14 protein-coding genes and 2 tRNA genes are annotated in these 12,282 nt (G+C 63.9%); 4 read left to right on the top strand and 12 right to left on the bottom strand.

Annotated features, from left to right (window positions below; genetic code table 11):
* Positions 1-82 precede the first annotated feature (82 nt).
* Positions 83-370: a hypothetical protein gene (locus ACXU4B_RS07940; protein WP_131409379.1), complete on the top strand. Its 288-nt coding sequence runs from the start codon at positions 83-85 to the stop codon at positions 368-370.
* 51 nt (positions 371-421) lie between these two features.
* Complete coding sequence (locus ACXU4B_RS07945) at positions 422-640, top strand: hypothetical protein (protein WP_131409381.1); 219 nt, start codon at positions 422-424, stop codon at positions 638-640.
* A 131-nt stretch (positions 641-771) separates the two neighbouring features.
* On the opposite strand, the gene ACXU4B_RS07950 is transcribed toward ACXU4B_RS07945, so the two are convergent.
* From ACXU4B_RS07950 to thrS, 10 genes are all read right to left on the bottom strand, one after another.
* A complete protein-coding gene (locus ACXU4B_RS07950; protein ID WP_165583164.1) occupies positions 772-939 on the bottom strand; it encodes a hypothetical protein in 168 nt (55 codons plus the stop codon).
* Positions 940-1,231: 292 nt separating this feature from the next.
* Positions 1,232-1,308: transfer RNA gene (locus tag ACXU4B_RS07955), tRNA-Pro, on the bottom strand.
* A gap of 62 nt (positions 1,309-1,370) precedes the next feature.
* Positions 1,371-1,727 (bottom strand): MerR family transcriptional regulator, encoded by a 357-nt coding sequence (locus ACXU4B_RS07960; RefSeq protein ID WP_131409383.1) that lies wholly within the window; start codon positions 1,725-1,727, stop codon positions 1,371-1,373.
* Entirely contained in the window at positions 1,708-2,007 is a 300-nt protein-coding gene (gene ihfA, locus ACXU4B_RS07965; protein ID WP_019467382.1) for an integration host factor subunit alpha, read from the bottom strand. The genes ACXU4B_RS07960 and ihfA overlap by 20 nt, the downstream gene beginning before the upstream one ends.
* Before the next feature lies 1 nt (position 2,008).
* Positions 2,009-4,408: a phenylalanine--tRNA ligase subunit beta gene (gene pheT / locus ACXU4B_RS07970; protein ID WP_131409385.1), complete on the bottom strand. Its 2,400-nt coding sequence runs from the start codon at positions 4,406-4,408 to the stop codon at positions 2,009-2,011.
* A 22-nt stretch (positions 4,409-4,430) separates the two neighbouring features.
* On the bottom strand, positions 4,431-5,426 hold the full coding sequence (gene pheS, locus ACXU4B_RS07975) for a phenylalanine--tRNA ligase subunit alpha (protein ID WP_131409387.1): 996 nt from the start codon (positions 5,424-5,426) through the stop codon (positions 4,431-4,433).
* A gap of 253 nt (positions 5,427-5,679) precedes the next feature.
* Positions 5,680-6,039, bottom strand: a complete 360-nt coding sequence (rplT, locus tag ACXU4B_RS07980; RefSeq protein WP_131409389.1) for a 50S ribosomal protein L20 — start codon at positions 6,037-6,039, stop codon at positions 5,680-5,682.
* A gap of 16 nt (positions 6,040-6,055) precedes the next feature.
* Positions 6,056-6,253 (bottom strand): 50S ribosomal protein L35, encoded by a 198-nt coding sequence (gene rpmI / locus ACXU4B_RS07985; RefSeq protein ID WP_038615747.1) that lies wholly within the window; start codon positions 6,251-6,253, stop codon positions 6,056-6,058.
* A gap of 407 nt (positions 6,254-6,660) precedes the next feature.
* Positions 6,661-7,188 (bottom strand): translation initiation factor IF-3, encoded by a 528-nt coding sequence (gene infC / locus ACXU4B_RS07990; RefSeq protein WP_338069387.1) that lies wholly within the window; start codon positions 7,186-7,188, stop codon positions 6,661-6,663.
* Positions 7,189-7,233: 45 nt separating this feature from the next.
* On the bottom strand, positions 7,234-9,135 hold the full coding sequence (gene thrS / locus ACXU4B_RS07995) for a threonine--tRNA ligase (RefSeq protein ID WP_131409391.1): 1,902 nt from the start codon (positions 9,133-9,135) through the stop codon (positions 7,234-7,236).
* A 347-nt stretch (positions 9,136-9,482) separates the two neighbouring features.
* On the opposite strand from thrS, the gene ACXU4B_RS08000 reads away from it, so the two are divergent.
* Entirely contained in the window at positions 9,483-10,490 is a 1,008-nt protein-coding gene (locus ACXU4B_RS08000) for an NAD-dependent epimerase (protein ID WP_131409393.1), read from the top strand.
* 60 nt (positions 10,491-10,550) lie between these two features.
* On the opposite strand, the gene ACXU4B_RS08005 is transcribed toward ACXU4B_RS08000, so the two are convergent.
* Entirely contained in the window at positions 10,551-11,000 is a 450-nt protein-coding gene (locus ACXU4B_RS08005) for a CopD family protein (RefSeq protein WP_131409395.1), read from the bottom strand.
* 187 nt (positions 11,001-11,187) lie between these two features.
* Between ACXU4B_RS08005 and ACXU4B_RS08010 the strand changes: the two genes are divergently transcribed.
* Positions 11,188-11,703, top strand: coding sequence for a hypothetical protein (locus tag ACXU4B_RS08010; RefSeq protein ID WP_205746538.1), 516 nt, complete (start codon positions 11,188-11,190; stop codon positions 11,701-11,703).
* A gap of 428 nt (positions 11,704-12,131) precedes the next feature.
* Here ACXU4B_RS08010 and ACXU4B_RS08015 read toward each other — a convergent pair.
* A tRNA-Val gene (locus ACXU4B_RS08015) sits at positions 12,132-12,206 on the bottom strand.
* Positions 12,207-12,282 lie beyond the last annotated feature (76 nt).

Consider the following 12,282-nt stretch of genomic DNA (forward strand, 5'->3'; position numbering starts at 1 on the left):
AATCACTACATCGTCGCGATTCGCACCAAGGCGAAAGTCCGCCCGGCAATGCCCTACCGATCCACGTTCGGAGGCATCCTGCATGTACCCGCATTCGCTCCAGGCACCCGTCGCCAGCCTGATGGCCGCGCTGTCGGTCGCGCTGCAAGCCCCGGCGCCGGACCACACCGCGCCACCGTCGCTGCTGACACCCGATCAGTGGGTGCTTCTGCGCAGCATCCGTGTGCGCAGCCCGGTCTCGGTACTCGTGCCGGGCCACTTCGCCGATATGCGCCACCTGCTTGAGCAACACCTCATCGCGTTAAGCCGGACCCAGGTCTGCATCACCATGCGAGGCATGGAGTCCCTCTGGTACCACCGCCTGCACTGAGCGGTGCCATCGCCGTCCAGCTACGTGCAGCCTCCCTCGCCATGGACACCTATGACCATTCCATCCGTCATCGACAAGACCACGTTCCGCTACTGCGGTTATCTGATCCGCTGCATCGGTGAAAGCTTCACTGTCACCCTTGCCGGCGACGAAGTGCTTTATCAACCCTATCCCGGCTTGCGTACCCGCCTGGGCGGAGATGCGTTTGGCCCGTGGATGCTCGAGCAGGCGAAATCCTTTGTCGACGCGCATCGCGCAGGGAAAGTGTGACGCGTTCGCCCGTGCTTCCGGCCACGTAGTTCGCATGGAACTCCATGCGAGGATCGACGCCTCGCTGCGCCTGCCGGAGATCAAGCAGCGCCACGCATCAGCGCCATGGCCACCAGTGCAAGGAAGCCGCGTTACGGCCGCACACGACTGCCAGCACGCACCTGGCGCACCAGCTCAAGCCGCCGTGCGCGATCCTCCGCCTTGCACTTGTCCTGCGCCGCCAGCAGCACTTGCCTGTGCGTCAACGGCACCGGAGCCAACTCCGGCTTGAGCACGCCGAAATAGCGGGCAACCCGCATGGTCAGTTCCTGCCATGGCCCTCGCAGGGGCGCAGGTGCATGCGGTGATTTGACTGCTGCGGTCATCATGATCACGGCCTCGACCGCGTACGGCGGCTATCGCCGGCCACAGGAATGTGCCCGACCCGCCCACTGTGCGCCGGGTGACATTAGGACACTGTCATGGGTTACCGGTGGTCCGGCGAACAAGTTCAAGAGGAAGGATCGCAGCACATCTTTGCTGCCGCTCAACGAAGAACTCGCGAGACAAGTCGGGTCAGCGTGGCTGACCCGTAAATCTGACATTGCCGATTGGTCGGGACGGCGGGATTCGAACCCACGACCCTCTGCCCCCCAGGCAGATGCGCTACCAGGCTGCGCTACGCCCCGATGATCGGCAAGACGACTAGTCTACCAGCTGAGCCGGTAGTACCGGAAGCCTTAGAGCTTGCTCAGCGACGCAGTAGCGCCAGCACTTCTTCCAGTTCCATGCGCACCTGGCGCACGATCTGGTGGGAGATGCTCGACTCCATGCGCGCCTGCGGGCCTTCCAGCCGCGCGCGGGCGCCGGTGATGGTGAAGCCTTCGTCGTACAGCAGGCCGCGGATCTGCCGGATCATCAGCACATCGTGGCGCTGGTAATAACGGCGGTTGCCGCGGCGCTTGACCGGATTGAGGGCGGGAAATTCCTGCTCCCAATAGCGCAGCACGTGGGGCTTGACGCCGCACAGGTCACTGACCTCACCAATGGTGAAGTAGCGCTTCGCCGGAATGGCGGGGAGTTCGGTGTTATTCCCTTGGTCCAGCATAGCCCTCGACTCGCACCTTGAGTTTCTGACCCGGTCGGAACGTCACCACCCGGCGGGCGGAGATGGGAATCTCCTCTCCCGTCTTGGGGTTGCGCCCCGGTCGCTGGTTCTTCTGTCGCAGGTCGAAATTGCCGAAGCCGGACAACTTGACCTGTTCACCCTTTTCCAGTGCTTCGCGGACCACCTCAAAGTAGGCGTCCACGAATTCTTTTGCCTCACGCTTGTTGAGGCCAACTTCGAGGAAAAGGCGCTCTGCCATCTCCGCCTTGGTCAGCGCCATCTTATCCTCGCAATCTCGCCTTGCATGCCGTCTCCAACGCTGCGACTGCTTCACGTATGTTACGGTCGGCGTCGTCGTCAGTAAGGGTGCGTGAAGCGTCCTGTAAAATCAAGCCCATAGCGAGACTCTTTCGGCCCGCTTCGACCCCCTTGCCGCTGTAGCGGTCGAACAGGCGCAGCTCCTTGAGCTGTCCGCCCAGGGCCTGGCGCACGACCTGCTCAACTTGTGACCAGCTGACCTCTTCCGGGACGTCCATGGCGATATCCCGCCGCACGGACGGGAAGCGGGGCACCGGCTCCGCCTTGGGCAGGCGCCGGCCCAGCACCGGCTCCAGCTCCAGCTCCAGCACGTGGACATCGGCGCCCAGATCCAGGACCTTGGCCACCTGCGGGTGCAGGGCGCCGAGGTAGCCCACGGTGACGCCGTCGCGGGTGACCCGGGCGCCACGGCCCGGGTGCAGCCAGGCCGGCAGGCCGTCGGCATGGACGGCCCAGCGCCACGGCTCGCCACCCCAGGCGATCAGCGCGTCCAGGTCACCCTTGAGGTCATGGAAGTCGAGCGTGCGGGCGGCTTCGCCCCACTGCTCGGCCTGGGCCGTTCCGCAGGCCACCATGGCCAGGGTCGGGGTCTCGGTCGGGGCGTCCTTGCGGGCGGCGGCTGCGGCGTCGATACGGAACACGCGGCCCAGCTCGAACAGGCGCACCCGCTCCTGCTGGCGCGCCCGGTTGTGGGACAGCGCCACGATCAGGCCGGGCAGCAGCGAGGGGCGCATCACGGCCAGGTCGGCCGACAGCGGGTTGGCCAGCGGCACCAGCTGCCCGGTCATGCCCCAGCGCTGCAGCAGGTCGTGGCCGACAAAGGCCAGGTTGACCGCCTCGTAGTAGCCACGGGCCGCCAGCTGCTCGCGCACGGCCAGCTCGTTGAGGCGGGCCTCGGCTTCCACGGCCAGGGTCAGCGCGCCGGCCGGCGTGTGGGTGGGAATATTTTCGTAGCCATGGATGCGCGCGACCTCTTCGATCAGGTCCTCTTCGCGCTCGATGTCGAAACGGCTGCTCGGCGCGGTGACACGCCAGCCATCCGCCTGCGCTTCGACCGCCATGCCCAGCGCGGTGAAGATGCGCGCCACTTCGGCGTCGGCTACTTCAATGCCGAGCACGCGCTTGAGACGCGCCCGACGCAGCACGACCGTGGCCGGCTGCGGCAGGTCGGCAAGGTTTTCGGCGACCAGCACCGGGCCCGCCCTGCCGCCGGCGATCGACAGCAGCAGCTCGGTGGCGCGTTCCAGTGCACGTTGCGGCAGCGCCGGATCGACGCCGCGCTCGAAGCGATGCGAGGCATCGGTGTGCATGCCCAGTTTGCGTGCACGGCCCATGATGGCGGCAGGCGCAAAATGCGCCGATTCCAGGAAGACATTGTGCGTGTCATCGGTGACGCGCGAATCGAAGCCACCCATCACGCCGGCCACGGCGAGGCCGCTGCGCTCGTCGGCGATCAGCACGAAACCCTCGTCGAGCTTCGCCTCCGAACCGTCGAGCAGCTTCAGCGTCTCGCCGGCGCGCGCATGCCGCACCACGATGTCGCCCTGCAGCTTGTCGTTGTCGAAGGCGTGCAGCGGCTGGCCCAGTTCGAGCATCACGTAGTTGGTGACGTCGACCACGGCGCTGATCGGGCGCAGGCCCGCGCGGCGCAGGCGCTCGGCCAGCCACAACGGCGTGCGCGCCCTGGTATCGATGCCTTCGATGATGCGACCGAGGTAACGCGGCGCATCGGCGCCGGCCTCGAGGCGGATGCCACGACGCGCGTCGCTGGCCACCGGCGCGGCGGCCTGCTCGCCCGTCTTCACGCGGCTGCCGAACAAGGCCGCCACATCGTGCGCCAGGCCGTAGAGGCCCAGGCAGTCCGGCCGATTTGGCGTCAGCTTCAGCTCGATGCTGGCATCGGGCAGGCCAAGATAGGCGGCCAGCGGCTTGCCCACCGGCGCATCGGCCGGCAGTTCGAGCAGACCGGAAGCATCGGCATCGATGCCCAGCTCTTTGGCCGAGCACAGCATGCCGAACGACTCCACCCCACGCAGCTTGGCCCCCTTGATATTGATGCCGCCCGGCAAAGTCGCACCGACCATCGCCAACGGCACCTTGATGCCCACGCGCGCATTCGGCGCGCCGCAGACGATCTGCAGCGGCTCGCCCTGCCCCGCGTCCACCTTGCACACCTGCAGGCGGTCGGCTTCGGGGTGCTTTTCGGCGCCGACGATTTCGCCCACCACTACGCCATCCAGGCCTTCGCCCAGCGGGGTGATCTCTTCCACTTCCAGGCCCGCCATGGTCAGCGCATGGGCCAGGGCCGCGCGGTCAGCCTGGATCTCGACCAGTTCGCGCAGCCAGTTCTCGGAGAATTTCATGCGTGTCGATTCCTGCCGCGAATTAGGCGAACTGCTTGAGGAAGCGCAGATCGTTCTCGAAGAACGCGCGCAGATCGGAGACGCCGTAGCGCAGCATCGCGAAGCGCTCCACGCCCAGGCCGAAGGCGAAGCCGGTATAGCGCTCCGGGTCGATGCCGCAGTTCTTCAGCACGTTCGGATGCACCATGCCGCAGCCGAGCACTTCCAGCCAGCGCGTGCTGCCGTCTTCGGCATCCCAACGGATGTCCACTTCCGCCGAGGGCTCGGTGAAGGGGAAATAGCTGGGACGGAAACGCATCTCGAAATCGCGCTCGAAGAACGCGCGGATGAATTCGGCCAGGGTGCCCTTGAGATCGGCGAAGCTGGAAGTCTCGTCGACCAGCAGGCCTTCGATCTGGTGGAACATCGGCGAATGGGTCTGGTCCGAGTCGCTACGATAGACCTTGCCCGGCGCGATGATGCGGATCGGCGGCTGGCGCCCCTGCATCGAACGCACCTGCACCGGCGAGGTATGCGTGCGCAGCAGGCGACCGTCGCCGAAATAGAAGGTGTCGTGCATGGCGCGCGCCGGGTGATGCGGCGGGAAATTCAGCGCCTCGAAGTTGTGCCAGTCGTCCTCGATTTCAGGACCGTCGGCGCGCTGGTAGCCCAGCCGCGAGAAGATCGCGCTGATGCGCTCGAGCGCACGGGTAATCGGGTGGATGCCACCGCGCTCGCCGTCGCGGCCGGGCAGCGTGATGTCGAGTTTCTCGGAAGCGAGGCGACGATCGAGTTCAGCCTGCTCGAGCACCTGCTTGCGGGCGGCCAGCGCATCGGCCAGGCGGTCCTTGACCCGGTTGACCTCGGCGCCACGCGCCTTGCGCTCGTCGGGCGACAGCGCGCCCAGCGCCTTAAGCGCGGCGGTGACGATGCCGCTCTTGCCCAGCAGGCCCACGCGCAGCGCATCGAGCGCCTCGAGCGTGTCGGCCCTTTCGATATCGGCCAGCGCCTGCGCGGCGCGGCTATCCAGATCGTCCATAGAGATGCGCTTCTCGCTGCTTCCCCTCTCCCCTTCGGGGAGAGGGCAGGGTGAGGGGCCACTCTCGCGATATCGCTGGTTCGAAGCGTGCTTCGATTGAGAATCGGGGCAAGTCGTGTCCCCTCACCTCAGTCCTCTCCCCGGAGGGAGAGGAAGCAAAGTCGCGAGCAACCCAAACAAAAACGGGGAGGAGGCGTTTGGCCTCCTCCCCGCTTGATCACATCATATCGTCAGTGCGCAGTGCGCCGGACGATCAAGCGGCCAGACTGGCCTTCGCCTTTTCTGCGATCGCGCCAAACGCCTTGATGTCGTGCACGGCGATATCAGCCAGCACCTTGCGGTCGACGGTGATGCCGGCCTTGGCCATGCCATTGATCAGGCGGCTGTAGGACAGGCCGAACTGACGGGCGGCAGCATTGATACGCACGATCCACAGCGCGCGGAACTGGCGCTTGCGCTGCTTGCGGCCGATATAGGCGTACTGACCGGCCTTGATGACGGCCTGGTTAGCAACGCGGAAGACTTTGCGACGGGCGTTGTAGTAACCCTTCGCGCGGCCAATGATCTTCTTGTGACGACGACGGGCGGTAACGCCACGCTTTACACGAGCCATGGTTTATCTCCTCGCCTTACAAGTACGGCAACATGCGTGCTACACCCTTGGTGTCGCAAGCCTTGACGTGGTTGGTGGCACGGAGACCGCGCTTACGCTTGGTCGACTTCTTGGTCAGGATGTGCGACTTGAAGGCGTGACCGGCCTTGAACTTGCCCGATGCGGTCTTGCGAAAACGCTTCGCGGCCGCCCGGTTGGTCTTGATCTTGGGCATCGGAATGCTCCTTGAGTGGGGATTGGGACCCCGGTTTCTGACTGATCTGGCGGTGACCCGCTGGGCCACGCTTTCCGTCCTGCCACGATCGGTTCACGACCCGTCCGTATGGGTCGAACCGGCGATTATACGGAGGGATGGGGGGATTTGCCAGCCTTGATGCTTGCCGCAGTCCAACTCCCTCCCCCCTGCGGGGAGAGGGTTGGGGTGAGGGGCCGGCCTAGCCTCAGTACATGGCCGCCCGCAACGCCATTCCGGCTCACACCGGAAAGAAGGGTTGGAGAGGTTACCGCGAGCACCCGCCCCTCACCCTGCCCTCTCCCCGGAGGGGAGAGGGAAAAGCCGGCTTCGGCTCGGAGCTTCGGCGGCCGCAGAAGAAAAAAGCGGCCCTCAGGCCGCTCTTTCGATTACTGCTTCTTCTTGGGGCCGATCATCATGACCATCTGACGGCCTTCCAGGCGGGGGAAAGACTCCACCACGCCGTTCTCGCCCACGTCTTCCTGGATCTTCTTGGCCAGGTTCTGGCCGAGGTCCTGGTGGGACATTTCGCGGCCGCGGAAGCGGATGGTGACCTTGACCTTGTCGCCTTCCTCGAGGAAGCGAAGCATGTTGCGCAGCTTGATCTGGTAGTCGCCCACGTCCGTGACCGGACGGAACTTCACTTCCTTGATTTCAACCTGCTTTTGCTTCTTTTTGGCCGCCTGGGCCTTCTTCTGGGCTTCGAACTTGAACTTGCCGTAATCCATGATGCGGCAGACCGGTGGGTCGCCGTTTGGCTGGATCTCGACCAGATCCATGCCCGCTTCCTGTGCCAAGGCCAGCGCCTCGTCGCGGGTAAGGATGCCGAGCTGTTCGGAATCTGCGCCGATCACGCGTACGCGCGGGACACGGATCTCAAGGTTACGGCGATTGCCCTTTGTGTCGGTGGTAGCGATACCACAATCCTCCAGAAGAGTTCTTAAAAGTGCCGTCCCGCGCGCTTAGCGGCGGGTTTCGGCTTCCAGGCGTTCGATAAACGCGGCCAGCGGCATGCTGCCGAGGTCCTCGCCCGAACGCGTACGCACGGAAACGGCCCCTGATTCCTTCTCGCGATCTCCGACCACCAGCAGGTAAGGGACTTTCTGCAACGTATGTTCGCGGATTTTATAGCCGACCTTCTCATTGCGCAAATCGGCCTGCACGCGGAAACCTTTATCGACAAGGGTTTGCGTCACTTCGCGGACATAGTCGGCCTGGGCGTCGGTGATGCTGAACACGGCAGCCTGGATCGGCGCCAGCCAGGCCGGCAACAACCCGGCGTGGTGCTCGATCAGGATGCCGATGAAACGCTCCATGGAGCCGACAATGGCACGATGCAACATCACCGGGTGACGGCGCTGTGAATTCTCGTCGACGTATTCGGCACCCAGGCGCTCGGGCATCATGAAGTCCACCTGCATGGTGCCGACCTGCCAGGCACGGCCGATGGAGTCCTTCATGTGGTACTCGATCTTGGGGCCGTAGAAGGCGCCCTCACCCGGCAATTCTTCCCACTTCACGCCGGCCGCAGCGAGCGCGGCGCGCAGGGCGTTCTCGGCGCGATCCCACACGTCGTCGCTGCCGATGCGCTTGTCCGGGCGCAGCGCGATTTTCAGCCCGATGTCCTCGAAACCGAAGTCGCCGTAGACCTTCATGGCCTGCTGGTGGAACGCCGTCACTTCGGATTCGATCTGCGCCTCGGTGCAGAAAATGTGGCCGTCGTCCTGCGTGAAGGCGCGCACGCGCATGATGCCGTGCAGCGCGCCCGAAGGCTCGTTGCGATGGCAGGCACCGAACTCGCCGTAACGCACCGGCAGTTCACGGTAGCTGTGCAGGCTGGTGTTGAAGATCTGCACGTGGCCCGGGCAATTCATCGGTTTCAGGGCGAACGTGTGCTTCTCCGACTCGGTGAAGAACATGTTTTCCTGATAGTTGTCCCAGTGGCCGGACTTCTTCCACAGCGACACGTCCAGCACCTGCGGGCAACGCACTTCCTGGTAGCCGCTGCTGCGGTACACGCGGCGCATGTGCTGCTCCACCTGCTGCCAGATGGCCCAGCCGTTCGGGTGCCAGAACACCATGCCCGGACCTTCTTCCTGCTGGTGGAACAGGTCGAGCGCCTTGCCGATCTTGCGATGGTCGCGCTTCTCGGCCTCTTCCAGCTGGTGCAGGTGGGCCTTGAGGTCCTTGTCGCTGAGCCAGGCGGTGCCGTAGATGCGCGTGAGCATCGCGTTGTTGGAATCGCCGCGCCAATAGGCGCCGGCGACCTTCATCAACTTGAACGCGCGCAGCTTGCCCGTGTTGGGCACGTGCGGGCCGCGGCACAGGTCGGTGAACTCGCCCTGCGAATAGAGCGAGAGCTCCTCGTTGGAGGGAATACCCTGGATGATTTCGGCCTTGTATTCCTCGCCCAGGCCGCGGAAGAAACTGACCGCTTCGTCGCGCGACTTCACGCTGCGCGTTACCGGCAGGCCTTCCTTGACGATCTTTTCCATCTCCGCCTCGATCTTCACCAGATCGTCGGGCGTGAACGGGCGCTCGTAGGCAAAGTCGTAGTAGAAGCCGTTGTCGATGACCGGGCCGATGGTGACCTGCGCGCCGGGATACAGGCGCTGCACGGCCTGCGCCAGCAGGTGGGCGGTGGAGTGGCGCAGGATTTCCAGCGCCTCCGGGCTCTTTTCAGTGACGATCTCAAGGCTGGCATTGCGGTCGATCGAAAAGCTGGCATCCACCAGCTTGCCGTCCACCTTGCCCGCCAGCGTGGCCTTGGCCAGGCCCGCGCCAATGGAGGCAGCGACATCCTGCACCGTCACCGGGTGCTCAAAGGGGCGTTTGCTGCCGTCGGGTAGCGTGATCTCAATCATGTCCGTACCTGTGTGCACACTCCAGCCGGAGCGTGCTCTTTAGTGAAGAGTCCGGCCGTGGCTGGCCGGTATTGCCCTGCCCACCCGGGGCGGGCGCGAATAAAGCCCAAAAAAAAGAGCGCCATGCGCCCTTCCTGCAAGACAAGGCGTGGCGAAATCAGCGTTGGAAGGTCGTAGTTGCCATGTCACACGCTCGACCGGCGCATTCGCGCGAGCCACCTTGTCTCCGAGGGTTTGTAGCAGAACGCTAGTTTAGCCCAGAGTGCGCTGTCAATTCAGCGTCCGCCGCGCCGTGCCATCCCGCGCGGGAGCGATAAAATGGCCGGACCGTCCCCGGAGATTCCCCCATGCGCATTCTCGTGACCGGCACGGCCGGCTTTGTCGGCGCCGCGCTGGCCGAACGCCTGCTGTCACGCGGCGACGAGGTCTATGGCATCGACAACCATAACGACTACTACGATCCGGCGTTGAAGGAAGCCCGCCTGGCGCGCTTCGCCCGGCACCCGAACTACACCCACCTGCGCGCCGACCTCGCCGATGCGGACGCCGTGAACGGCGCCTTCGGGACGTTCAGGCCACAGCGCGTGGTCAACCTCGCCGCCCAGGCCGGCGTCCGCTATTCGCTGAAGAACCCGCAGGCCTATGTGCAGAGCAACCTGGTCGGCTTCGTCAACATCCTGGAAGCCTGCCGGCACGGCAAGGTGGAACACCTGGTCTACGCCTCGTCCAGTTCGGTCTATGGTGCCAACCGCAAGCTGCCGTTCGGCATCCAGGACGCGGTCGATCACCCGGTGAGCCTGTACGCCGCCAGCAAGAAGGCCAACGAGCTGATGGCGCATACGTACAGCCATCTTTACGAGCTGCCCACCACCGGCCTGCGCTTCTTCACCGTCTACGGGCCATGGGGCCGACCCGACATGTCGCCGATGCTGTTCGCGGACCGCATCAGCCGTGGCGAACCGATCGACGTATTCAACTACGGCAACCACAGCCGCGACTTCACTTACGTCGACGACATCGTCGAAGGCGTGATCCGCACGCTCGACCATGTCGCCCTGCCGGACCCGGCGTACGACGCGCTGCATCCCAACCCCGGCACATCCAGCGCACCCTATCGGGTCTACAACATCGGCAACGACCAGCCGGTGCAGTTGCTGCGCTTCATCGAGCTGATGGAGCAGCACCTGGGCCGCACCGTGGAGAAGCGCCTGCTGCCGATGCAGCCTGGCGACGTGCCCGACACCTGGGCCGACGTCTCCGCGCTGCGGCGCGACGTCGGTTACGCACCGCATACCTCCATCGAAGACGGCGTAGCGCGCTTCGTGGCGTGGTATCGGGAGTATTTCGACCGGTGAGTGCCGTGGCGCGGGAAACGCGGGCGAGACACTCGCCCGCCACCCTTCACGATCTCCCGCTCAGAACGGCTTGGCGATCACCAGGAAAATCACGCCCAGCAACACCAGCACCGGCAGTTCGTTGATGAGGCGTAGGGTCTTTGACGAGGGCGGCGCCACACCCTGCCCGCCGCGCCCGAGCAGGCGACCGGCCCAGATGAAATAGGCCAACAGCAGCGCGACGAGGCTCAATTTGGCATCGATCCAGTGCATCGAGGCCACTACGTTTGGCAACAGCGCAGGAAACACCCGCCAGCCCTGCCACAGGGTCAGGCCGAACAGGAACGCCATGCCGAACATGTGATGCCCGAAGCGGTAAAGGCGGCGCCCCATCAGTACCAGCCTTGCGCGCACTGCCGGCTCGTCGCCGGCCTCGGCGATATTCACCAGGATCCGCGGCAGGTAGAACACCGTGGCCATCCAGGCCATGACGAACAGCAGATGAAAACTCTTGATCCACAGGTAGGTCATTGACTGCTCCCTTCGCGCAAAAAGAAACGGCGCGGGCCCGAGGCCCGCGCCGTTTCATCGGTATTGGTGGGCGGTACAAGGATCAAACTTGTGACCCCTACGATGTCAAGAAAACCCTTATTTTCCATGATCTTAGGTTGGACTTGGCCTCTAGAGAACTCCCGTGCACACCTCAGGAGTTCACAACATGGCAAATGTCCGCTCTCTTCCTAGTGGCAGTTGGAACGTACAAGTACGCATCAAGGGTCAGGCCGCGAAGTCTAAGACCTTCCCCACAGAAGCTGAAGCCAGGTCATGGGCAGCCGAGCAAGAAGCAGCCACCAAGCAGCACAGGACGCACACCGTCTACACCCTAGGCATGGCCTACAGGGAGTCGAAGCTCAGGGGCAAAGGGAGCTATGACCACGCTCTGGTGATCATCAAGCAGCTCTCGGAAGCCTTCCCTCAGGCTCTCCATGAGATCACTCCTCAGATAGTCAATGACTTCAAGCTGGACCGCCTGAAGAGGGTGAAGTCATCCACTGTCAGGACTCAGCTTGCCTTCTTATCTCGGTTCTTCAGGTTCGCCAAGCGAGAGCTTCTTATCGACGTGGCTAACCCTGTAGCGGATATAGCCCTGCCCTCAGCCTCGAAGCCGAGTGACAAGGTGCCGCCGTCCGTGCGCTGTCCTTCGATGGCCACTGTATCGTTGATGTCTCCCTGATGGAGGAACCGCCTGAGAGACTTCCCACGGAAGGACAGAACCGGCGGAGTCAGGAGCGTGAGGGTCTTGCGAAGCAAGCTAGAACGCTCAGGGATCAGGGCTGTAACCCCCGCTCTACCCCTCAGAGGATTCCGGGCAATTCGGGACAAGAGGTAGGCGGTTAGCTCAGCGGTAGAGCTGAGGCGCAGCCGAAGGGCACATGGCACATGTGCTCCTACCTTCACTAGGTAGGGTTCTTTCCAAGAGGGACAGCCACTTAGGCCCACCCATGCACACTGAAGCATGTGCATGCCCTATCTCCGTTCACTCTGTGCCCATTGCATGCTGTGAACGAGGGGCTTATTTTGTGAACGTTCTCTAGGCCAGAAACAAAAAAGGAGACCCCGTCGGGCCTCCCTTTTGCCCCGCTCGATCAACGGGTTACGAATTGGTGGGCGGTACAAGGATCGAACTTGTGACCCCTACCATGTCAAGGTAGTGCTCTACCGCTGAGCTAACCGCCCGAATCTCGCACGGCGTACCGCGCGAGCCGCGCAGTATACGTGAGCAGGCGCCGGTCGACAACCATCCCCGCCACAC

Source organism: Dyella soli (genome assembly GCF_054482295.1).